Origin of the sequence: Microbacter margulisiae (genome assembly GCF_014192515.1) — a bacterium.
GTDB classification, from domain to species: Bacteria; Bacteroidota; Bacteroidia; order Bacteroidales; family Paludibacteraceae; genus Microbacter; species Microbacter margulisiae.
Window position 1 is genome coordinate 1,157,092 of sequence record NZ_JACHYB010000001.1, and the last position, 24,706, is coordinate 1,181,797.

The 24,706-nt window shown below is 37.6% G+C and carries 19 protein-coding genes; 12 read left to right on the plus strand and 7 right to left on the minus strand.

Annotation, left to right across the window (positions count from 1 at the left end):
- Positions 1 to 572 precede the first annotated feature (572 nt).
- Positions 573 to 3,497 carry a glycoside hydrolase family 2 protein gene (locus FHX64_RS04820; protein WP_183412670.1) on the plus strand — a complete coding sequence of 975 codons (2,925 nt, stop codon included), beginning with the start codon at positions 573 to 575 and terminating at the stop codon, positions 3,495 to 3,497.
- On the opposite strand, the gene FHX64_RS04825 is transcribed toward FHX64_RS04820, so the two are convergent.
- From FHX64_RS04825 to FHX64_RS04845, 5 genes are all read right to left on the minus strand, one after another.
- On the minus strand, positions 3,481 to 4,275 hold the full coding sequence (locus FHX64_RS04825) for a hypothetical protein (RefSeq protein ID WP_183412671.1): 795 nt from the start codon (positions 4,273 to 4,275) through the stop codon (positions 3,481 to 3,483). The two genes, FHX64_RS04820 and FHX64_RS04825, sit on opposite strands and share 17 nt — an antisense overlap.
- 76 nt (positions 4,276 to 4,351) lie before the next feature.
- Positions 4,352 to 6,586 carry an LruC domain-containing protein gene (locus FHX64_RS04830; RefSeq protein WP_183412672.1) on the minus strand — a complete coding sequence of 745 codons (2,235 nt, stop codon included), beginning with the start codon at positions 6,584 to 6,586 and terminating at the stop codon, positions 4,352 to 4,354.
- Positions 6,587 to 6,829: 243 nt separating this feature from the next.
- Positions 6,830 to 8,923 carry an OmpA family protein gene (locus FHX64_RS04835; protein WP_183412673.1) on the minus strand — a complete coding sequence of 698 codons (2,094 nt, stop codon included), beginning with the start codon at positions 8,921 to 8,923 and terminating at the stop codon, positions 6,830 to 6,832.
- A 278-nt stretch (positions 8,924 to 9,201) separates the two neighbouring features.
- A complete protein-coding gene (locus tag FHX64_RS04840) occupies positions 9,202 to 9,939 on the minus strand; it encodes a biotin--[acetyl-CoA-carboxylase] ligase (protein WP_183412674.1) in 738 nt (245 codons plus the stop codon).
- 263 nt (positions 9,940 to 10,202) lie between these two features.
- Positions 10,203 to 10,793, minus strand: coding sequence for a DUF4290 domain-containing protein (locus FHX64_RS04845; protein WP_183413529.1), 591 nt, complete (start codon positions 10,791 to 10,793; stop codon positions 10,203 to 10,205).
- A 321-nt stretch (positions 10,794 to 11,114) separates the two neighbouring features.
- Between FHX64_RS04845 and udk the strand changes: the two genes are divergently transcribed.
- From udk to argC, 5 genes are all read left to right on the plus strand, one after another.
- Positions 11,115 to 11,723, plus strand: a complete 609-nt coding sequence (gene udk / locus FHX64_RS04850) for a uridine kinase (protein WP_183412675.1) — start codon at positions 11,115 to 11,117, stop codon at positions 11,721 to 11,723.
- Positions 11,724 to 11,740: 17 nt separating this feature from the next.
- Positions 11,741 to 13,105 (plus strand): methyltransferase RsmF C-terminal domain-like protein, encoded by a 1,365-nt coding sequence (locus FHX64_RS04855; RefSeq protein ID WP_183412676.1) that lies wholly within the window; start codon positions 11,741 to 11,743, stop codon positions 13,103 to 13,105.
- 123 nt (positions 13,106 to 13,228) lie between these two features.
- The gene (locus FHX64_RS04860) at positions 13,229 to 13,654 is read left to right on the plus strand and encodes a DUF5606 family protein (protein ID WP_183412677.1); all 426 of its coding nucleotides are present in this window, start codon (positions 13,229 to 13,231) and stop codon (positions 13,652 to 13,654) included.
- Between the two features lie 51 nt (positions 13,655 to 13,705).
- Positions 13,706 to 14,395 (plus strand): tRNA (guanosine(37)-N1)-methyltransferase TrmD, encoded by a 690-nt coding sequence (gene trmD / locus FHX64_RS04865; protein ID WP_183412678.1) that lies wholly within the window; start codon positions 13,706 to 13,708, stop codon positions 14,393 to 14,395.
- A 35-nt stretch (positions 14,396 to 14,430) separates the two neighbouring features.
- Positions 14,431 to 15,399, plus strand: a complete 969-nt coding sequence (gene argC / locus FHX64_RS04870; protein WP_183412679.1) for an N-acetyl-gamma-glutamyl-phosphate reductase — start codon at positions 14,431 to 14,433, stop codon at positions 15,397 to 15,399.
- A gap of 18 nt (positions 15,400 to 15,417) precedes the next feature.
- On the opposite strand, the gene recF is transcribed toward argC, so the two are convergent.
- Complete coding sequence (recF, locus tag FHX64_RS04875; RefSeq protein ID WP_183412680.1) at positions 15,418 to 16,515, minus strand: DNA replication/repair protein RecF; 1,098 nt, start codon at positions 16,513 to 16,515, stop codon at positions 15,418 to 15,420.
- Positions 16,516 to 16,687: 172 nt separating this feature from the next.
- Between recF and FHX64_RS04880 the strand changes: the two genes are divergently transcribed.
- From FHX64_RS04880 to ybaK, 3 genes are read left to right on the plus strand one after another with little or no spacing between them, the layout of a single operon-like run.
- Positions 16,688 to 17,605 carry an ABC transporter ATP-binding protein gene (locus FHX64_RS04880; protein WP_183412681.1) on the plus strand — a complete coding sequence of 306 codons (918 nt, stop codon included), beginning with the start codon at positions 16,688 to 16,690 and terminating at the stop codon, positions 17,603 to 17,605.
- A gap of 5 nt (positions 17,606 to 17,610) precedes the next feature.
- Positions 17,611 to 18,924: an ABC transporter permease gene (locus FHX64_RS04885; RefSeq protein ID WP_183412682.1), complete on the plus strand. Its 1,314-nt coding sequence runs from the start codon at positions 17,611 to 17,613 to the stop codon at positions 18,922 to 18,924.
- Positions 18,925 to 18,949: 25 nt separating this feature from the next.
- Positions 18,950 to 19,423, plus strand: a complete 474-nt coding sequence (ybaK, locus tag FHX64_RS04890; protein WP_183412683.1) for a Cys-tRNA(Pro) deacylase — start codon at positions 18,950 to 18,952, stop codon at positions 19,421 to 19,423.
- Between the two features lie 10 nt (positions 19,424 to 19,433).
- Here ybaK and FHX64_RS04895 read toward each other — a convergent pair whose 3' ends face one another.
- Positions 19,434 to 22,007 (minus strand): lamin tail domain-containing protein, encoded by a 2,574-nt coding sequence (locus tag FHX64_RS04895; protein ID WP_183412684.1) that lies wholly within the window; start codon positions 22,005 to 22,007, stop codon positions 19,434 to 19,436.
- Between the two features lie 122 nt (positions 22,008 to 22,129).
- On the opposite strand from FHX64_RS04895, the gene FHX64_RS04900 reads away from it, so the two are divergent.
- The 3 genes from FHX64_RS04900 to FHX64_RS04910 all read left to right on the plus strand — a co-directional run bounded on the left by FHX64_RS04900 (position 22,130) and on the right by FHX64_RS04910 (position 24,697).
- Positions 22,130 to 23,137, plus strand: coding sequence for an aspartate-semialdehyde dehydrogenase (locus FHX64_RS04900; protein ID WP_183412686.1), 1,008 nt, complete (start codon positions 22,130 to 22,132; stop codon positions 23,135 to 23,137).
- A gap of 72 nt (positions 23,138 to 23,209) precedes the next feature.
- Entirely contained in the window at positions 23,210 to 23,851 is a 642-nt protein-coding gene (gene queC, locus FHX64_RS04905; protein ID WP_183412688.1) for a 7-cyano-7-deazaguanine synthase QueC, read from the plus strand.
- A 39-nt stretch (positions 23,852 to 23,890) separates the two neighbouring features.
- Positions 23,891 to 24,697 (plus strand): sulfite exporter TauE/SafE family protein, encoded by an 807-nt coding sequence (locus FHX64_RS04910; protein ID WP_183412689.1) that lies wholly within the window; start codon positions 23,891 to 23,893, stop codon positions 24,695 to 24,697.
- Positions 24,698 to 24,706 lie beyond the last annotated feature (9 nt).

Below are 24,706 nucleotides of genomic sequence, written 5' to 3' on the forward strand. Positions count from 1 at the left end.
TGTTCCGTTCTAAAATCTTTCAATGTTTCATTCAGTTCTCTCCGGTTTTCTTTGGCAACAGCGGAATTTTCATCACGATTGGTTTTAAATTCTTCCTTCAAATTCAGTTCAAGCCGACTCAAATTGTTTTGCAGCTCTGCTATCTTATTTCTTAACTCTTCTTCATTCTGAGGTTTCTTCACTAACTGGAGAAGAAAGATGATGAATACAAAAATTAGAATGACGATTATCAGTACAGTACTTATCATTTTTGTGAGTTTTATAGATCAAATATCTAAAAATCAAAGCATATAACGTTAACCTGTTACACTACCAGCATGAATGCAGAGGCTAAAATACAAAGATAACAATATTGACTAAGACTATCTCAAATTAGAAAGCTACCCTTTATTTTCTCCTTATGACTTGCCTTCTCATGCCACTATGTTAAAATAAATCCTGCGCAAAAAAGTATCGCTATTGGATAAAATTTATTCATAATATTCTCTTAGTGGATGTTACTTTTGCATATAAAATAATGAATGAGTGTTTTGCTCTATCATCAAGCAGTAAATCATCTAAATCGTAATTCCATGCAACAATTCAGAAGTCTTATATTGAAGGGCGCTATCCCATTGATTGCTCTTTTACTTTCTTCCGCAATGTTAGGGCAAAACGGGACTATCAAACAAATAAAGTTAAGTGATTTTCAAATGCAATCGTCCACCCTTATCACAGTAGATGGACAAACTCTTTCATCCGCTTCATATCAGTCTCCCGTTTATTGGTTTCCGGTAAAAGTACCCTCAACAGTACTTACCGGATTGGTAGCAAATCATATCTATCCCGATCCATATATTGGATTGAATAACATGCTAATCCCTGATGCATCAGATAGTTTTAATAAAAAATACAACTTGTCACAATATAGTTTTTTACCTGGACATGTAAACCCATGGTCAAAACCATATTGGTACCGTACAAAATTCAATGTGCCGTTTGAAGATAGAGGGAGACATTTTCAGCTCATTTTCAAAGGTATTAATTATCGTGCTGCCGTTTGGCTTAACGGGCAACAAATTGCTGATTCCACACAAATGGCCGGTATGTTTGGTGAATATAGTCTGGATGTAAGCGGTGCTATTCAGGCAGGACAGCAAAACGTTTTGGCCGTTAAGATCTATCCGCTGGACTTCCCGGGAACTCCTGCAGATGAACAATTAAAAGCAATGGGGCCTTTCTTTGAAAATGGAGGTCCTACGGGTGATATAGGGAAAAATGTTACGATGCTTTGTTCTGTGGGTTGGGATTGGATTCCTCCGGTTCGCGATCGCAACATGGGTATCTGGCAACCTGTTTATTTAAGAACAACAGGTGATGTCACCATTGGAAATCCACATATAGTTACCATCCTTCCGCAATTACCGGATACCACTATTGCTAATATCTCGTTGTCCCTTTCCTTATATAATTCAGGACGTAATGCAACTCAGGGAAAACTCGTCATTACGATTAAACCTGAGAATTTTATTGGAAAATCATTTTCATTTTCAAGACAACTATCAATAAAAGCTAATCAAGATAACTGTCTTTCATTTAATCCTTTCAACGAACCTCTTTTACACATAAAAAATCCTCATCTTTGGTGGTCTTTTGATCATGGTAAACCTAATTTATATCGCATTAAACTGGCATATTTCATTGACAATAAACTATCTGATGACACATCTTTTGTGTTTGGCATTCGCTCCGTTTCGTCCAAATTGACCCATGTGCCGGGAAAATTTCCACGCCGTGATTTTTATGTAAACGGTAAAAAAGTAAATCTGGTCGGTGGAGCTTGGGTTCCTGACATGATGCTCAATCGAGACTCAACGCGATATGCTTATGAATTACAACTTTGTCGTAATGCCCATGCAAATCTTATCCGCATATGGGGAGGCGGTATAACTCCTCCTGATGCTTTTTTTGATATTGCCGACCGTCTTGGATTATTAGTCTGGTCTGATTTTTGGATCACAGGTGATACGCAGGGAGAATTTAAGGGATCTCCCAACTGGCCTCTCCAATCAAGTGTTTTTATTAATAATATGACAAGTACAATTCTTCGTATTCGGAATCATCCCAGTTTATTGGTCTGGACAGGCGGCAATGAAGGACATGCCCGAAAAGAGTTGTACCATGCAATGCGCGACAGCGTCATTGCTTTAGATGGGACACGTCCATTTATTCCAAGCTCATCCGGATTCGCAAAAATATCAGCAGAATGGAAAGGATCCTGGCCTGATAACGGTCCTTCCGGGGTTTATAGCGGTGGTCCATATGCATGGAAAGATCCATTAACGTATTATAATTTGGCAGATCATGCAAAAGACTGGGTCTTTAAAGATGAAACAGGAATACCATCTCAGCCCCCCTATAATATGTTACACAGGATCATTCCCGATCTGGTATGGGATAAAAATGATTCTTTCCCGTTGAATGATTCGTGGGGATATCATGACGCATGCACTGGGGCAGGACGCTATGATTCATATTATGCCGATATGGTTAAACGATTTGGAAAACCTGTCAGCATGAAAGATTTTTCACTCAAAATGCAGTTAATGAACGCTATGGGCTATCAGGGAATTTTCGAAGCAGCAGGACATATACTTAATGAAAATGGGGGAGTAATGTTATGGAAACTCAATGCAGCCTTCCCCAGTGTCATCTGGCAAATATACGATTGGTATTTGGAGCCTAACGCCGGTTACTATTTTATGCAAAATGCGTGTGAACCAGTGCATGTACAATTTGATCGGGATGATTCTACAGTAGTAGTTGTTAATAGAAGTTACTTGCAGGCGAAATCGGTGATTGTCGAAGCTGCAGGCTATAGCATGGATTCAAAGGCTTTATTTCACCACCATATCATGTTGACAATATCACCGGCTGGAGTTCAAAAAGCATTCTCATTGGCGAAGGATATTCATAACTGCCATGGAGTCACATTTATTTTGCTCCATATCAAAAATTCTATAGGTCAAACTATTTCCTATAATAGTTACTGGGTTGCTCCTAACGAAAATTTCGCCTCTCTGAGCAGTATGCCTAAAACTCATATAGATGCCAAATTGCTTCAAACAGCAAGTAAAAAAACAAGTTATAAATGGATGGTACATCTTTCAAATCCAACCGGAAAGATTGCTTTTTTTGTACGCTTGCAATTGATGAATCATAATAACAAGGAAATACTCCCGTCATTCTGGTCGGCAAATTATATAACATTGAAGCCCTACGAAGCCCGGGATATCACGGTGGAAGTCCCAAAAGCCAAAATCATTTCATCCAAACTATCCTTAAGAATAACAGGATGGAATTTGAATAATGAGCGAAAGTTATACGTCCCCCAGATAGTTTTACGAACAAATCAAAAATCACTACATCTGTTTTATAAAAAAAACAGATGTAGTGATTCCTCAGATTGCCGTATGCAAAGCAAAGTCAAAGTCTATTTAGTTAAGGTGATACGATAAAATACACCACCAACGCCGACACTAATGTAAGTCCGCCGATAATCATTTTCAAGTTAAATGAAGTATCCTGCATCCTTTTTTGTTGTAAATTGTAAAGTGATTGAGTGTTCAGTTGCTCTCCAATATCATTATCGCAAATTCGTTGAATCAAATTATTCGATGCCAAATGAATCAAAGATAAAGTATCTATAGGCTCGTGATGTATATCTTTAATCGTTGACGAACTTCCAGCCCCCTGCCAAACAATAGTGCCATTCTTATTATCCCACATCTGAGTAAAAATCTCTACTTCTATGGGTTCAAAATGTTTCAGTGGTTTACCGTGTTGATTAATGATTTGAGATTCTTTTTTTCGTCGAACCACACTATAAAGGACATATCGACAATGATCAGTCAGGTACAAATCATAAAAAAACTGTCTGGTTGAAGAAGAAAAAATGGAATAATTTGATAGTAATGTTTGCTCATCTTTATTTTTGTGTGTCAGTAATTTTATTCTTTGCCGAATCTGTTCAGATGAAATTATATGTAATTTAGGAAATTGATGAGCCAAACTAACATAAACATCGTTTTCCGCACCGTTTATGTCATTCCGATAGAGACTATCACTAAAAAACGGGAATACAGCAACTGACGATTGGGCAAATGTATCACGAGATAATTTTGAATACTTGTAGTCAGTATAAGATGTATTAATAGGAATAAACGTCGTGCTACAACCATATAATAAAGCGATAACACCAACCAATATACCTACTTTTTTATAACAAAAAACCATAATAGCTCATCAATTTATTTGCACAGATCATTCGATGTTATTCATTAGAATTACCCTTTCTACTTTTTGGCTAATTTTACGGATGATGAAAAATAAGAGCTGCATTTCTATAACCTGATGAAGCATTATAATACCAATCGGTATAACTATTTCCTGTCGATTGTACCCAAGGAGAATATTTTAGATATGGTCTATTAATGTTAACCTGTTCAAAAGGATACGAAAAGACTGTTGGTAAATTTATGGCCCATGGAGACTCTTGATCTCCTTCGTAAAAGATAGTGCTGTTATTTGTTCGATCATCCCCCGTTCCAAACAATTTAGTATTTGCTTTAGCTGTAGGCATCTGTCCTGCTAAATGAACTTCCCTCCCGCGATCCTGATTAACAACCAAGAAAACGTTATATGGAGGACTTCCCAGCGTTTTTGGATCAACAGGAGTTCCAAATGTTATAGTCAAATTAATTGGAATGGAGTCAGCAAAAACCCCAGAATTACTTGTATTAATAAATGGTGGAGTCCCTGTTGTATAACCAAACAATTGTGATGCATCTGGAAATACAGGAATAACAGCATAATCCTGTCCGTTTTCATATCCTACAGAACTTAGACTAAAGATTTTATTGCCTGCCATATTTACCTGCCCAGATACGGATTGTACATTCCCTGCCCCTGTACCAAATTGGATAGCAAACCCATTACGATAGGCTGCTCCTACCGCTTTCACATAATATGTAATCTTCACGTCTTTTACCTGATAATAAGCATTTAAGACCAAATGATACTTATAATCCAATACCAAATCATTAAAATCATAATCGCCTTTATATGGCCATTGATCTTCAAATGCCAAGGTTCCATAACCACTCGTAGGATAATATTCATCATATGCACGCTGAGGATCATTGGGATAAGCATCATTTGCATCAGGAACACCATCGCCATCCGCATCCGTAGATGTTGAAGGTGTTAAAATAGGCAAAGAACTATAATTAATTGCAGTAATAGGATTAGCAGAAACTTGAAATATAACATCATTAAAATCTTTATCACTATTTCCAGAAATAATTGGCATATCTTCAAAGGTTAGCAAAAACGTATTTGAAACTGGATCGTTTAATAATAATGATTGTTGATTTCCTGAATTTAAAGCAGGAATAGAATATAAAAAGCCATTACCATTGGTTAATCCCTGATTTACATAACCAGTTGTTGTAAAACCATTTGAAATCAAAAACCAGCTTACACTTACTCCTGCAGGAAATGTATCTGTCCACTGTTTTAAAGTATTATTATAATATGCTAGCCGAGCTCTATCTCCCATAACCATAGATCCATTCCCCCAACCGCCACCTTGTACAGAGCTAGGATAAGAAGCATTGGGAAAAACAATGATTCTTTTATCTATGTTAGATACTGACGACGGAGTAGATCCAGTAGGATAATAAAAATATCCTAAAACATCTTGATAAGCAGCTCCCTCAGAAATAAACGACACCCATATCTGACATTTTGCGGTTGTTACAAAATTTGATTTTAATGGATCAGTACTAAATAAACTAGGATTTGCTACCATTTCATTAACTCTTTCCGGCAATAGTTTTGAAAGAGTTTTTATTGCACTAGAGCTTATTGTATCAGAAGAGTCTAAATAGCTAGGGAATCCAACAGCGTCAAAATTTCCTAATACCCACAAATTAGAGCTAGTAAATGGACTGACGGTATAATGCCAAGGGGCCTCTCCATTAGGCATAGTATTCAAAACAGAAAGATTCTCGTAACTTTGAATACTATATGAGGTAAAGCTTTTTGTAGAACTTTCAGAACGAAGCACTCCATAGCCAGAAGGACGCATTACGATAGAAGCACTAGTTCCCTGAATAGGAACTACAATAGGAGTTGCATATGTTAGATTATTTAACACCACATAAATTGTATCCACATTAGTTCCTAAGGAAAAAGTTTTTGCAAATAAACCATTATTATCTGTTTGCCCTTCGGTAAATGGACTTATATCTGTTCTCCAGTTGGAGGTTCCGGGAACCATAGGATTTTGATCATACACATCAACTTTCGTTAAGGAAATTGGATTTCCTTGCATATCCTGAAAAGTCATATTTAATGTAAAATCAATTTGATTCTGATAAGTAAACCCAGTCCCTTGTAATTGAGGTTTATTGACAGTATTATCAATCAAATTTTCTTTCGCACAGGAAGTACAAATAATTATTCCACTGATAAACAGCAAGCACAGAAAAAAGCATTTTCTAATTATGCTTCTTATAATTTGATAATCAGGCACATGAATCATAGTAATTTTTTTTTACAATTAATTTAAATACATCTTTCAACACACCACCTCATAATACAAATATACAGAATAATTACTTCAAAACTATTGTATTACACTCTAGGTAAGCATATTAATAATATTATTTTCTGAATCCCAAATCCATAATAACCTTGATTGATTATGGATTATTCAGTATCGTATTACAAACACATTTATATTATTTTAAATCGAATACATTTTCAATTATCAAAGCAATATTGATTATTCTTCCACATCTAACGCAATGACGACTCTATTTTGATTATTAATTTTAAATGGTTGCACGGTATCACCCAGAGATTTACATATGATTCGATTTGGAGCTATTCCATATTTATTGATTAAAAGATATGCTACTTCATTAGCTCTTTTTACGCTTAACTTAAGATTATATGCTGGATAAGCTGTTTGGACATCTGCATAACCCGTAACTGAAATATACACATTAGGATATCGTATCATAAAACGCACAATATCATCCAATTTATATCTTTCATTTAGAGGCACATGCCATTTATCAAGATGAAAATGAATAGCAACATATAATCGTGTCAGTCGAGGATGCTTAATTTGTTTCAATAAGTCATTCCACTCTTTCATTATCTTCTGACAAGTATCTACAGGAATAGAATCTGTATGTTGAGGATTAGGTAAATTTGGAGCCATCTTATTAGCAATAATCCTTCTATCCATAGCTATTGCAGCCCTATTCAACGCATTAATTTTAAAAGGTTGTACACTGTCGCCAAAAGCATACCATGCAAATCTACTTCTAGGAATATGATATTTAACCACCAATGTACGAACAACTTCATCAGCTCTCCTCTGTCCTAACCGTTTATTGTAAGCAGGATAAGCCGTTTTAACATCTGCATAGCCTCCTACAAATATTGTATCGTGCGGATGTTCATTCATAAACTTAGCAATCTGATCCAATTTATATTCTTCTGATGGTCGAATATTCCATTTATCTATTCTGAAAAATATCGCCACATTGAATTTATTATTTCGCTGCCTCAATGTTAATACGTTAGGATTTGTCAAACTCTTCTTATTTATAAGAAGTTGCCTAGGATTACTTCTTATATTGTAAGCAATGACGGCACGATTAAGCGCATTAACACTAAACGGCTGAACTCTGTCTCCATAGGATTTCCATATAAATCGATTTGGATTTACCCCATATTCAGTAACTAATATCTTTATTACCTCTTGAGCACGCTTGACACCTAGCATCATATTATATGCAGGATAAGCCGTCTGAACATCTGCATATCCACTAATGTAAACTGTATCATCAGGATGATTAAACATAAATGAAGCTACTTCACCTAATTTATATTGTTCTGATGGACGAATATTCCATTTATCAATTGTGAAATGTATAGGGATATAAAGATTTTGATCAGGTCGTTGCGCCAAAATCTGTTTAACGATCGACATCATTTTGCTAATTTGTCGACAAGTATCGCAAGGCTTACTTTTAGAGGTTGCTAGTATTTCTGCTTTTTCTACCGAGTCCTTTTGTAAAGCATAAACCCTTTGCTGAAGTGTGTTTACTTTTTCTATTAAATAATTTTGATCAATACTAGAAGTTGAACAAGAGCAACATGGTTCAAATCCTCGTTTTTTCCCTGGAAATATGTATTGAATGCCAAACATTGGAGTAAGGTATCCTTCATAAGAGCGAAAGAAATGCTCTCCACTAAATTTTTGAGGAACAATTGTTCCCTGCAAATCACCATACAGTCCGAAAGCTTTATTTAACTTAAGGAGTAGCATACCTCCCGATTTAAAAATCATATGCGTATCAGGAGGCACTTTAAAATCATTAAAAGTTCTGGCAATGCCAGGTCCCAAATAAAATAGCACAAAAAATTTTCGTCTATTGTTTACTCCCAACAATAGATTATTAATATTAAACATCATATCCATGCTTAATTCCACGTGATCAAAGTTGGTAAAGTAAGGCTTCCCGTTGTGAATTAAATCATAGGAATCCCCCGCATTCCAACTCCGAGAAGACATAGCATCGATTTCTCCTTTAATTGCTACAGAAGGACTAATCCACCTGCCTCCCCATACGCCCCCAGCAGGCCATGTAATCATCTTCCAATATCCACCCTGATTTTTAGGAATATACCTATTTTCACCGCCAAAATAAGCACTAATTCCTATACCTCCACCAATAAACCAATTATTACCCTTCCGACTAATAAAATCAGTAGCAATCTTTGTTGTATCTTGAGCAGCAAGCGAAAAAGCACAACAAATGAATAAAACTAGGAGAGTAAAAAGTTTGGAGAGTAAATTCATAATCTTTTTTATTACGTTGATTTATTAAAAGCGTAATATGTAGTATTGCAAAGATACTAATATTATTCTCCATATTTATCAATTAGAGATTATTTATTTTCAGACCTATTAGGTCGATCAAACGAGGCATCTGTACCATATAGTATATTAATAAGCAGAACATTATCCTAAAATAAATAGGCAAAATGATGCATGACTAATGTAATTCAAATTCTTATAATCAGAAATTGATATTTTTCAGTACAAAAAAATTCGTAGAATTATTCTAAATTAAAGTATCACAAAACAAAGCGTACTTCTTTGAATGCGCATTTCAACAGTTTGCCATCTTGCCGCTGTAATACCAGTTGCCCGTTTGGTTGCACATTCACGATACGCGCAGAAAAGATTTCGTCATGTTGTTCAAACCGATGGAACCCATCTTTCCAAAACAAATGAGACTGATACTCTTCATCGAGATTTGGAATTTCATCCCGTAAAACACGCATATAATAGGTGTACAATCGTTCAATCAATCGATGCAATAAAGGTTCTCGGTCATATTGTTTTCCAGTTATCATACTTAATGACACTGGATTAGGAGCATCGCTCTGAAAATGGATTTGATTAACATTAAGTCCGATACCAACAACGGAATGGACGATGCGATTCCCCATCAGTTCATTTTCAATCAAAATGCCAGCCAATTTTTTCTCTTTCCAGTAAATATCATTTGGCCATTTAATGGAAACATCAGAAATTTCTTCCTCCAATAAATTCACCAAAGCCAGTGAGATAAGCTGCGACAGCATAAACTGCCGGGAAGGTTCAATATGGTTTGGCGAAAAATAGATGCTGGCGAGTATGTTTTCCCCATCTTCGGATTCCCAAAAGTTGCCGGCCTGGCCTCTTCCTTTTGCCTGAAAATCAGCATAAACAACCATACCTTCTGATAAAGTATCCCGTTGGGTAAGAATTAACTCCTTAAGATAACTGTTTGTCGAGAGAGTCTCCCGAAGCCTGATAATCGTTGCCATTTACAAAACAAATAAGTATATATGCTATTTCAATAACGATAGGGGAAACCTGCATAATTGTAATCCAGATGCTTCCCTGTTATACTCATTATAGACAAAATGCACACTAAAAGATTGTTCTCACAAAATTAGATATAAGTCAAATAAAATATCCTTTTTGAAGCAGAGAATCAATCATTTATAAGCAACATTAATTGTTATTTAAATATTTATGCACAAAGCATTCTGTGCAGAAAAAGCAAAATTAAAATGACAAAACACCGCTACTTCGTGTTTTTCTTGCCATTATTCTTATTGTTTTTGTTGAGAATTTCTTTAGATTCGGTAAGTTTAAGGAAGTTCAAATCATCTTGCAATTGACCGTGCGACAATTCGCGTAAATCGTCGAAGATCTTTTTATCATCTACAATTTCTTTGTTCCAAGTCAGATAACACTTCTTCATGTGGTTGGCAATAAGTTGCAGGAGTTGCTGCTTCTGTTCACCTTCGGGAAAAGCTACCGCCTGTTCAATCATTTTGCCCAGAATGCGCCCATAATGAGGATATTTTAACTGTTTTTTTGAATAAGGAATACGTTCAGGGTGAGTACGCAGGTTTTCCTTTTTCAAGACTTCATAAGGATATTCAATATCCAGTTTAAAATCAGACATGACAGCCAAATGATCCCATAACTTGTGTTTGAAGTTATTGATATCACGCAAATAAGGGAACATGCTTCCCATGATATTAATAATAGTCTGGGCGCAACGCGCCCGCTGCGCCGGATCTTCTATCTGTACAGCATGATTTACCATTTGCTGAATGTTTCGGCCATACTCGGGGAGAATCAATGTTTGTTGTTTTAAGTAATCCATCATTCAAAATAAATTTCAACGCTCATAATGCATCATTTACTAACTTAATCCGGTGTAAAATCAATCATCTCTCTAAAAATGAGCCAATTGAACGTAGAATCGATTATTTTGCAAAGATAGCTATTTTCGTTGATTAACCACATGGCTACCGGCAGTTTGAAATTTATTTTTTTGATTTTCACATGACCGCGAATATAGTTCTTCCTAAAATGCTTAACTTTGACAACAAAGGATTCGCAAGCAAAAGAAAAATTTTATTTTTGCATCATTACATCTAAATTACTCTTTTCTAATTCATAATACTTTTATATACAAAGCATCATGTTGACAATTGGGATAGCTGGGGGCACAGGTTCAGGGAAAAGTACCGTCGTAAGAAAAATCATTGAGCGGCTGCCACCCGAAGAAGTTGTTTTACTGCCTCAAGATTCTTACTATAAAGACAGTGCACATATCCCGATGGAAGAACGGTTAAAAATCAACTTTGATCATCCCGATTCAATAGAATTTGAGCTATTGCTCAATCATCTTACCATGCTAAAAAACAGTCAATCTATTGAACAACCCATCTATTCCTATGTCACCTGCACACGTTCGGAAGAAACGATCACTATTTCTCCCCGCGAAGTAATTATTATAGAAGGTATTTTAGTGCTTACGCATCCGGAGTTGCGGAACCAAATGGATTTAAAGGTTTTCGTAGATACAGACGCCGATGACCGGTTAATCAGAGTGATCAAACGCGACATGGTGGAACGTGGAAGAACGGTATCAACTATTATCGATCGTTATCAACACACAGTGAAACCAATGCACGAACAATTTATCGAACCCACGAAACGGTTTGCCGACCTTATTGTTCCGCAGGGAGGCAACAATACTATAGCCATTGATATATTGACAATGTTCATTCAAAACAACCTAAAATAGTCATACAAACTTTTTTTATGTTTTTGCCTCTTACTTTTATCGAACAAACCAAATCATTGCTGCATGAAGAATGGGATGCATTTGCAGATGCTTTGCAGAAACCGGCTCCCGTTTCAATACGCCTCAACGATAAATGGAACGCTTCGCTCCCTTACGACCATATTGCTTGGTGTGATTCAGGATATTATTTACCAAAGCGCATTATATTTACTCTTGATCCTTTATTTCATGCCGGTGCATACTACGTGCAGGAAGCAAGTTCACAATTTCTTGATTACATCATAAAGCATCACATTCGGCACCCTGTTATCGCATTGGACCTATGCGCCGCACCAGGAGGAAAATCAACACTATTGTTGAATGCTCTGCATCCAAGCAGCTTTCTCGTTTCAAATGAAATTATTCACAGCCGTGCCAATATTCTGTCTGAAAACATCCAGAAATGGGGAAATTCCAATGTTGCCGTCACCAATAGACAACCCAAGGATTTTCAAAGATTACCTTCTTTATTTGATTTACTTGTGATTGATGTACCCTGTTCAGGAGAAGGAATGTTTCGGAAAGATCCTGATGCCATACAGGAATGGTCGCCTTCCAATGTTGCTCAATGCGCTATTCGTCAGCGAGATATCGTCTCTGATGCTTGGGATGCCCTCAAAGAAGGTGGCTGGCTCATTTATAGTACTTGCACATATAACCAGGAGGAAAACGAAAAAAATATTCGGTGGATTATAGAAGAACTTGGAGCCGAAAGAATTAACATAACCATTGATGACACCTGGGGTATCACCGTATCGGACGAAGGATACCGTTTTTTCCCGCATAAGGCCCGCGGAGAAGGACTCTTCATCACACTGTTGCGAAAAACAGCTACCGCTCCAAAAGCTTCCAAAAACAAAATGGCACACCACGGACTACTTTTTGCACAGCATGATTATGCAAAGCAGTTCCTTCCTGATCAACAATGGGGAATAGGCAAAACCGGAAATTTCTTATTTGCTTTTCACAAGCAATATCAAGAAATAATCACCCAAATCATACAGGCATATTCACCTCTTTTTATAGGAACGCTGATGGGAGAGATCAAAGGCAAGGATTTTATTCCCCATACAGCGCTGGCATTATCAAAACTAATGCTTTACACCCAAAAAGTCCAAACCATTGACTTGGATGTATCCGAAGCCGTTAGGTTTCTTCAGAAGGAAAATATTTCCCAATTCAACGAAAAAAAAGAATACCAGCTAATTACCTTTCGACATATACCTCTGGGTTGGATTAAGAATCTTGGTTCCCGTTCAAACAATCTCTACCCGAGCGCTTGGCACATCCGAATGAAAACCAATGGAGCAACCATTTACGAAAGTCCTCTTCTCATTTCTTAAAGCATCTGAATAATGTTGTGATATTTCAATAGCATTTGCTGCTGTAGGCAAAAGCAACTATTTTTGTACACCATTTTAATACATAACTTTTTCGTTAAACCAACAAAGAAACAAACTACCATTATGCTTAAAGACATCTTATCGGTATCAGGAAGACCCGGATTATATAAACTTGTTGCCCACGGCAAAAACAACATGATAATCGAATCATTAATTGATCAACAACGAATAGCTGCGTTAGCCAATGACCGCGTTGTTTCTTTAGGCGACATTTCCATTTACACTGAAACAGACGAAATTCCTCTTAGTGAAGTATTGACAAAAATAAAAGCAAAAGAAGAAGGCAAAGAGGCATCTGTAGATCCAAAAGCAGATCCGAAACTTCTCCGGGCTTACTTTGAATCTATTTTGCCTGATTTTGATAAAGAAAAGGTTCATAACTCGGATATCAAGAAAATGATTGTTTGGTATAATCTTCTTGTAAAAAACGGGTTAACTGATTTTGATCAAACTCCCGACAATAAAGAAAACGCTGAAGAAGCGGAATAGTCAACTGCTTCCTTGCATTAGTTTTACAAATAAGATAATCATCGGCTGATCATGCGAATTGACATTTTATCGGTTTTGCCGGAATTATTGGAAAGTCCCTTTAGTCACTCGATTATTCAAAGAGCCATCAACAAAGGGCTGGTTGAGATTCATTTGCATAATATTAGGGATTATTCATCTGACCAACGGCACCACAGGGTAGATGATTATGCTTTTGGCGGGAATGCAGGCATGGTGATGCAAATTGAACCGATATTTAATGCAATTGAGGCGCTAACCAAAGAGCGGCAATATGATGAGATTATATATACATCTCCTGATGGAGAGCCTTTCTCGCAAAGTATTGCCAATCAATTATCATTAAAAGGTAATGTCTTAATTTTGTGTGGCCATTATAAAGGCATCGACCAGCGCATTCGTGATCATCTTATTACTCGTGAAATATCGATCGGCGATTATGTTCTGACAGGAGGAGAATTAGCCGCTGCTGTGATGACAGACGCTATCGTCAGACTTTTGCCCGGGGCTATGAATGATGAACAATCCGCCTTAACCGATTCTTTTCAGGATCATTTGTTAGCGCCTCCAGTTTATACACGTCCGGCAGAATTCAACGGATGGAAAGTCCCGGAGATTCTGTTATCAGGGCATGAAAAAAAAATTGCTGAATGGCAGTTGCAGAAAGCCCTCGAACGGACTAAAAAACTAAGGCCGGACTTACTATCTGACGACAATTTGTAATTATTTGCACAAAACATATTTCAACATATCATCAAATGATTAAAGCAGGCATTATTGGCGGAGCTGGATACACTGCCGGCGAATTAATCCGGATACTGATCAATCATCCGGAAGTAGAGATTATATTTGTTCACAGTGAAAGTAATGCAGACAACAACATCGTAGATGTTCATAGTGGTCTACTAGGAGAAACGTCGTTGACATTCACCAATCAGTTGGATAAATTGGATGCCATTGATGTTTTGTTTTTCTGTACGGCACATGGCGACACCCAACGCTTCTTAGATTCCCATTCCCTTCCTGAATCTTTAAAAATAATTGATTTATCAACTGATTACCGTCAGAAAAGAGAAGGCAATCCTTTTGTTTATGGATTACCAGAACTCAATCGCAATGAAATTTGCCATGCAAAGTATATTTCAAATCCAGGTTGTTTTGCAACTGCGATTCAATTGGCGGTTTTGCCTTTAGCCAATCACCATTCTTTGCACGAACTGCACGTCCATGCCATCACAGGATCAACTGGAGCGGGAGTTAAACCATCGTCAACCACTCATTTTAGTTGGAGAAATGACAATATATCCGCTTACAAAATCTTTAATCATCAGCATCTTGCAGAAATCAGGCAATCTATTTGCCAATTGCAATCTGCCTTCGAAGCACCGATCAATTTTGTTCCTTTACGCGGCGACTTTGCAAGAGGCATTTTTGCAACATTGTACACTGAGTGCAACTTAACGATCGAAGAGGCTTATTCGCTTTACAGTTCTTATTATACTGACGCTCCATTTACCATTGTAACTAAGCATAATCCCGATTTAAAACAGGTAGTAAACACCAATAAATGTGTGATATATCTGGAGAAGCATGACACAAAATTGGTTATTGTTTCGATGATCGACAACCTTTTAAAAGGAGCATCAGGACAGGCCGTTGAGAATATGAACCTGATATTCGGGCTTAAACAAACGACAGGGTTACAGTTAAAATCGATTGGCTTTTAATATTCCGGCAAGAGTGGACTAATATCTTACAACGGTTCCATTGTCAACAAAAAAATAACTGACTTCTAAATTTGTGTTTTTCAATATCTCAATTAAATGGTCCCGATTGGTATCAGTGATGAAAATCTGCCCAAAATCATTACCACCCACCAATCTGACTAACCGCTCCACACGCTGTGCATCGAGTTTGTCAAAAAGATCGTCCAGAAGCAGCATCGGTTTCAATTGGGACGATTGCTTTACTATATCATACTGCGCCAGTTTCAGAGCAATAAGAAATGACTTGTTTTGACCTTGAGAGCCAATCCGTTTAATCGGGAAATCATCCAATAACATTTCCAAGTCATCGCGATGGATACCAACTGTTGTGTAACCCAGAATCTTATCCTTCTCACGCGATTCACGTAGGGCAGACAACAAATTGTTTGAAAATAATTGCGACTGGTATTTCAACAAGACATGTTCGCTAGCCGCGGTAATTTCATTAAACCGCTTTTCGAAAAGTGGAACAAATTCGTCAATAAATGCTTTTCTGGCATTGAAAATTACCTCTGCTGCCTGTGCCATCTGCTCCTCAAGGATGTCAATCACCAAATCATCCTGCATCAGATTATTTTTAATCAAACTGTTTCGCTGCATCAAAGCCTTATTGTAACGAATCAGATCAATCAGGTAAAGTTTGTTATACTGAGAAATAACACTATCGACAAAACGGCGCCGTTCCTCGCTTCCTTCGCTAATCAACGAACTGTCAAAAGGAGATATAACGACCAACGGAAGGTATCCGATATGATCAGAGAGGCGTTCGTACTCTTTCTTGTTCAACTTAAATTGCTTTTTCTGCCTCCGTTTCAATCCACAATAGACAACTGTATCTTCGCCTTCAATCCGTTGATAAATTCCCTGAATGACAAAAAAATCATGTGCATGATGAATATTCTGAATATCCACAGGGTTGGTAAAACTTTTACAAAATGACAAATAATAAATGGCATCCAGCAAATTGGTCTTTCCCATACCGTTATTTCCAATTAAGCAATTGATTTTTGAAGAAAAAGAAAGCTCAATCTGCTCCAAGTTCTTATAATTTACGACAGTCAGATTTGACAAAAGCATCAGCAAAACGTTTACTTGAATAACTTCTCAAAAATAGAAAAATTCTTCCAATTATCGGATTCATAAATAGTAGTTTTGAAATTTATTATCGTTTGCTTAAATTTGCAGATTAAATGTTGTACCTATACAAGGTTACAATACTACATCACACAGCTTCTCAAAACTTGCATTCATGCCATTCATTGAAATACAACAAGTTACAAAACAATACAATCATCATCTTGCGTTAGATCATGTAAATCTCTCCATCCAGCGAAATGCCATCTATGGATTATTAGGGCCTAACGGCGCCGGCAAGACTACATTAATTCGGATTATTAATCAAATTACCGCCCCCGACGAAGGGACCATCCTTTTAGAAGGCTTTCCCATGAAAGCAAGCGATATTCAACGTATAGGCTACATGCCGGAAGAACGGGGCTTATACAAAAAGATGAAAGTAGGCGAACAAGCGCTTTATCTGGCTCAATTAAAAGGATTATCCAAAACAGAAGCAACCAAACGTTTGAAAGAATGGTTTGAACGTTTGGAAATGACATCATGGTGGGACAAAAAAGTGCAGGAGTTATCAAAAGGCATGCAACAAAAAGTACAATTCATTGCCACAGTAATGCATAATCCTGATTTGCTGATTTTCGACGAACCATTCAGTGGTTTTGATCCTGTTAATGCAGACATCATGAAACGGGAAATGATCCGTTTGCGTAATGAAGGAGCAACAATTATTTTTTCCACTCACAACATGGAATCTGTCGAAGAATTATGCGATAACATTACATTAATCAATCGTTCTAAAGTAGTTCTGCAAGGCAATGTCCATGAGATCAAACAACAATTCAAAACCAATATTTACAGGATTATTTTGGATGGCATCGTTGATTCTCCGACTCCTTTTGGAAAGTTCAAAATGCTTGATCAAAATATTGTGAACAATCATACATTATTGCGCATTGAGACTGTTAGTTCGTCAGCAAACGAAATCATTACTGCATTGCTCCCCTACTACACGCTGCTTTCTTTTGAAGAGGAAATACCCAATCTGAATGATATCTTCATTCAGATTGTAAAAGGACAACCATCTGTTATATAAATTCTATGAGTAAGATAGGCATAATCATCCGAAGGGAATATACATCACGGGTAATAAAGAAATCATTCATTATTATGACATTTCTTTCGCCCCTGCTTTTTGCGGCCATCATGCTGATTCCCTTATGGCTTTCAACCGCAAAAGATACCGAACACAAAACTATAGCAGTAGTTGACTATACAAATATGTATGCCCAAGCTTTGCCATCCAATGCCACTTATCATTTTGAAATAGTTCAGGCTCCACAACAGGACATTGGTAAATCAAAATTATCTAATGATTATTACGCTATATTAGTCATATCCGGCAATTTGATGCATGACTCAACAGCCGTTGCACTTTATTCCCAAAAACAAGTAGGCTTCGAATTGCAATCCTATATCGCAGATCATTTAAATAAATATGTTGAAAATCAAAAACTGGAAGCTTCACATATTCCTAACATTAAACAAATTATCAAAGCGTCACAGTCATCCATTCAAGTGGCGACGATCAAATTGAATGCTAATGGACAGGAAATCGTCACCTCATCAGAAGTCGCGGCTGTCATTGGAGCATTGGCAACATTTCTGATTTATCTGTTCATCTTTATGTATGGAGCTCAGGTAATGCGCGGAGTGGTAGAAGAAAAGACAAACCGTATTGTAGAAATCATTATTTCATCAGTTCGTCCTTTTGAATTAATGATGGGGAAAATTATAGGAATTGCCTTGGTAGGCCTTACTCAATTTCTGCTATGGGTGTTGCTTACAGTAATTATCAGCAATGTAGCCGGAATTGCTATGTTTGGCAGTTCATTAGCAGGCATTCAGCAAAGCACCCAATTAACTGCCGGAACACAAAGCACTGCTCATCATGCCATATTAAGTATAATCCAGGGGCTACAAGGCATTAATTTTGTGGAAATTATTGGTTATTTTATTTTCTATTTTATTGGAGGATATCTGCTCTATGCTTCCCTATTTGCTGCCATTGGATCAGCCGTTGATAATGAAACCGACACACAACAATTTATGTTACCGGTAACCATCCCCATTATTTTTGCTTTTTATGCTGCATTCTACAGCCTGCAGAATCCTGATGGCCCCTTAGCCTTCTGGTGCTCCATCATTCCATTCACATCCCCCATTGTGATGATGGTACGATTGCCTTTTGACGTACCATTGTGGCAAAAACTACTTTCATCCGGCCTCCTTATAATCACTTTCTTAAGCACAACATGGTTAGCGGCAAAGATTTATCGGACAGGCATCCTGATGTATGGTAAAAAAATTTCCTGGAAAGAATTATGGAAATGGCTTAGATATTCCAATCGATAAATTTTGCTTAAAAACATTTGATTTCATGTCTGCTAAAAAAACAAATGCTGCCCGATTGCTTGACAAGCTCAACATCTCATATGAATTAATTTCATATCCGGTAGATGAAAATGATCTCAGTGCAATACATGTAGCACAACTTACCGGCTTGCCTGTAGAGCAGTTATTTAAAACCATCTTGTTACGGGGCGACAAAACTGGATTTCTGGTATGTATTGTTCCGGGCAATAAAGAAGTCAATTTGAAACAGGCAGCAACGCTTTCAGGAAATAAAAAAATTGAACCTGTCAGTGTCAAAGAGCTGCTTCCACTTACCGGCTACATCCGCGGAGGTTGCTCACCAATCGGAATGAAGAAGACATTTCCTACCTTTCTCCATGATTCTGCTCTAAAATTTCCATTCATCTATATCAGTGCAGGCGAGCGCGGACTGCAATTAAAGCTTTCTCCACAAGATTTGCAACGTGTCATTCCAATTACAATAAACGCTTTAACGTAGACTGTCTATTCTATTTTGCAGTCAAAGCACAAGGTAATTTTGCTTGAATACGTTTTCCTGCAAGGGGTTGTACGGCATCAATATAAATCACATATACTCCCACATTAACCGATGTCCCATTATCCGCACGTCCATTCCAGGAGATCGAACCTTTGGTTCCAAGTAATGCATTATTGGTCAATTGCCTGATACGTCTCCCAATAGCATCATATATAGTCATCGTAGCAGAATAACCTACATCTGGCAAAGCATAATGAATCCATAATAAATCATCCGATCCATCATTGTCAGGCGTAAAGAAGTCTTGATCGAACCAAAAGCAATGATGAGAAACAGAGGTAGAAGTTACATCTTTATATTGTGAATTACGATAGCTGGGAGTTGCATAACCCACAGTGGAACTTGCAGAATGCCAATTAGTAACCAGATTACTATTTTCATCTGGAGATACACGCTCAAAAGAAACGCCTGTCGGATCCTGAATCATAGGATCATGTTCCGATTCATTATATTCCACCGAATCAATAACCATGCCCGAACGATTCACCAGCAAAACATTCCCTGATGCATTCGGTAAAGAAGGAAAACTATTCATTTCGATAAATGCAGTCGAATCAGCACAAGAATAATTACTGGTAATTCCTTGTTTTGAAGTTGTCAACACAACATATTTTCCAGGAAATAGCTGATAACCATTGGTACAAACAGGATACCCCGCATCCCGTTTCCCGGTTGAAGTTATGCGGTTCAACCAAAGATCTTTCAAATCAATCAACTTCTCCGAACGATTGTACAACTCCACGAAAGAGGCACCAGTGCTCTTCGGATGCGATAATATCTCGTTAATCACAACATCCGTTTTGTCGCAAGAATCCGGCAAACCAAACTGCAATGCTTGCTGCAAAACATGTTGGTTGACATCAGACAAATTATGTATAGAAACCGTATAAACTGATCCATGATACATATTCCCATTTACCAATAGACGAACCCAAGTCCCTTGAGGAAACTCTACATCCAAAACATCTGCTGTTAATCCATCAGAAAATTCATACTTAGTGGATTTATATAAATCTGAAAGTAACATCGGTTTATTAAAAGTCAGCGTCAAAGTGTCCGGTTCAAACAATGAAGCCGAAAGAACAGAAGGTTGGACTTGGTCAGGGCAGTCATTCAGAACACTATTGATTTTACCTGGAGTACCTCCCGATTGATTTTCAGAAGCTTTCCAATTCAAAGCATTTCCACTCAAATTAGAAGGATCAATACATTCAAGCGACCATCCTCCACTTTGTTGGAAATCGTCCTTATACCAGGTATTTGAGTAATTCACAAAGGCTATTAACGAATCTTGATCATTCATTAAAGAAAGCATTTGCCCCGATTTCGCCATAGAAGGAAAACTTTCCATGGCAGCAACATCACCATAAGTAGTTAAAATAGAATGGTTGGAAGGATTACACAATAAAAGATAACCGTATGGAGAAATTACACCATCATTAATAATATAATGTTTTGATCCGTAAGTCAATGTCCAATTATGGAGTGAAATTGGAAAACTACAGCGATTATACAATTCAATATATTGCACTTCAGGTAAACTAACGCTTGGAGCCGGATTAACCATCAATTCATTGAAAATCACATCTCCAAAGGAAATTGGGAAAAGACCAAATGACAGAGTATCAGGCAACATCACATTTCCGGCTAAATCCTCTATTTGTAATAGCGTTAACGAATATGATTCACGAGTCGGAATCGAATGATCAAAAGTAATGAGTAAATGATTCTCCGAAAGGGATGTTTGGTAATTTAGCAAAGGAGCAAACTGAAATTGGGCATGTTGAAGCGATACATCTTTGGAAAAAACAATCTCTAATTGTGTTTGGTTGATCATCCGATAAGAAACAACAGACAAAGGGACTCGATCTTCGAAAGAAGTTCCGGTTACTTTAAAATCATCAAAAGCATAGTTTGCACTATTAGTCGATGAATACTTACAAAAAATGCCAGAATAGCAACTTTTCTGCATGGTTATATCATTCGCCATTCCTTCCAGAACAAAATTTGTATCCTTAGGCAATTTTGAATAAAGAGCCCAATTCCCTATTGTATCACGCGTCACCTTTACAATAACCTCTGTGGCATTGCCTGAAATTGGCAACCGATTGGCTTGACTGCCGATCAGTTTGGTTCTTGACGAACCCTGCTGCCGGTACAACGTGATAGATTTATCTGTATTCCCTATCATTATGTAATAGCCATTCAATGATCCGGACAAGTTTACACTATCGGAAACTAAATAGAAGTTGACATAATTGGCGCTTGTCAATAATAATCCAGCTTTCAGGTAAAACTGCCATGAAGCATTATCAATAGCTTTCGAAGAAGTTGATAAATAAGCCGACGAAGTAATTTTGGGTGCATTTAGCTGTAATTGTTCAGAATCGTTGACAATAAACTTATCCGTTGAACCTGACCAAATAGGATTTTTTGAAAAGTCCTTATCCGAGAAGGAATCCTCAAACTGGGCACACAGTCCACATGGAGCAAAAAGCAACAAAAAAGCAATAATGTTCTTCATAGTGACAGCAATATCAATAAAATGGCGTAATTTTGCAGCATATTTAAATAGCTTGGAATACCAAGCACCAACAAAAGTGCATAAAAGTACGATAAGTTTTTTAATTTTACAATACATAAAAAATGAAAATTGCAATCGTTGGCGCCAGCGGAGCCGTAGGTCAAGAATTTCTCAAAGTATTAGAAGAAAGAGCATTCCCAATGGATGAGTTACTTTTATTTGGCTCATCACGTAGTGCGGGAACATCATATACTTTCAACGGAAAAACAATACTGGTCAAAGAATTAAAACATAACGACGATTTTAAGGGGGTTGATATAGCTTTTGTCTCAGCAGGAGCAAGTATTTCTAAAGAATATGCAGATACCATTACCAAGTTTGGTGCCGTTATGATCGACAATTCAAGTGCTTTCCGCATGGATGAAGATGTTCCTTTGGTTGTTCCTGAAGTGAATCCTGCAGATGCAAAAGTACGTCCACGTAACATAATTGCAAATCCAAACTGCACCACCATCCAATTGGTTGTAGCATTGAAACCTCTGAATGATATCTCTCCCATTCAGCGTGTTCATGTATCAACCTATCAGGCAGCCAGCGGAGCAGGGGCAGCCGCCATGAATGAATTAATGGAACAATACAAGCAAGTTATCAACGGAGAACCTGTGACAGTTTCAAAATTTGCTTATCAGTTGGCATTTAACATGATCCCTCAGGTTGATGTATTCATGGACAATGGATACACCAAGGAAGAAATGAAGATGTATAATGAAACTCGTAAAATTATGCATACCCAAGCAGAAGTCAGCGCTACGTGCGTTCGGGTTCCTTCCTTACGGGCTCATTCCGAATCTATTTGGATTGAAACGCAAGCTCCTATTTCAGTTGAAAACGCGCGACAAGCCTTTAGCCAAGCGGAAGGTGTTGTGATTGAAGACAATCCAAACGAAAAGATTTATCCTATGCCCTTGTTTGTCTCAGGAAAGGATCCTGTTTATGTAGGCCGTATTCGCAAAGATTTAACAAACCAAAAAGGCTTGACATTCTGGTCTGTAAGTGATCAAATCCGAAAGGGAGCCGCTTTAAACGCAGTGCAGATTGCTGAATACCTAATTCGTGAAAATGCTTTGTAACCTATTCCTGTTTGGCAGGTTCTTATGTTTAGATTATCTTTGTATCGTTAATAACGATCTTATTTAAAACTTATGAATGCCTTATTGATCTATTCGGGAGGAATGGACAGTACTACGCTTTTATACCAATATCAAAAAGAAATACAACTTGCTGTATCTTTTCATTATGGGTCTAAACACAATGATCGGGAAATTGTTTACGCTGAACAAAATTGTAAAGATTTCGGAATCGAACATATTACGATTCGGCTTGATTTTATGAATCAATACTTCAGAAGTGATTTATTGCAAACCGGAGGTGCAATTCCCGAAGGCCATTATGCTGATGAGAATATGAAGCAGACCATTGTCCCGTTTCGCAATGGTATAATGTTAAGTATTGCAGTTGGCCTGGCAGAGAGCAGGGAACTTGACACGGTTCTTTTGGGAAATCATTTTGGAGATCACGCTATTTATCCTGATTGTCGTCGTTCATTTATCGACGCTTTTGCCGAAGCCGCACACGCAGGAACCGTAAAAGGTATTTCAGTTGTTTCTCCATATTGTGATTTGACGAAACGGGAGATTGCCTTAATCGGCAAATCAATTCATGTTAATTTTGCCAATACCTATTCATGTTATAACGGACGGGAAAAACACTGCGGAAAATGTGGTACGTGTATCGAACGGAAAGAGGCTCTTGAAGGCTTTGATCCCACAGAATACGAAGCCTGATCCACTGTTATTTTAATAAGTTCATCTAATTTTTTCACAATGCACATTGATTTAACCACTGTAGAAATCGGCATGTTAGTGTTGGGTTTTATTACAGGCATTCTTTCCGGCTTTTTCGGTATCGGGGGAGGAGTTGTTTTGGTACCTACCCTAATCGCCATTTTCGGATTCCCCATTCTAAATGCAAACGCTATCTCATTAGCAGCCATGTTATTACCCGTTAGCATATTAGGTGTAGTTGCTTTTTATAAAGCAGGTTACATTGATATTAAGAATGCGCTGTGGATTTCGCTGGGTCTTATGGGAGGATCTTACTTTGGCGCGTATTTTGCTGTCAATATCAACAGTGCCCTCCTGACCAAATTATACGCAGCTTTCCTCCTCTATATCAGCATCGAATATTTGGACATTCCCTCTTATTTCAAGAAGAAGAAATCAATAGAAACAGAAAAAGCCCCCACTGCTGACTATACGCCACGAAACAAATCTGCCTGGGCATTTATCTTATTAGGTATCATGGCAGGAATTCTGGCAGGTATGTTTGGCAAAGGTGGAGGTATTGTTATTGTCCCTGCACTGGTAAAGCTTTTCCGTTATCACCCAAAAGCTGCGGCTGCAACATCATTAGCGGCACTTCAATTACCTGTCGGGCTTCCCAGTGTAATTGTGTATGCCCACAGCGGCCACCTGAATTTCCTTTATGCAGGGTTAATTGCTATTGGTATTGTTTTTGGCGCTTTTTTCGGATCGATTGTTGCTGTAAAACTGCCAACTTCAATTTTCAAAAAGGCATTTGCCATTTTCTTATTAATAGTGGCGATTGACATTGTTTCCAAATACTTATAAGAAAGGCAG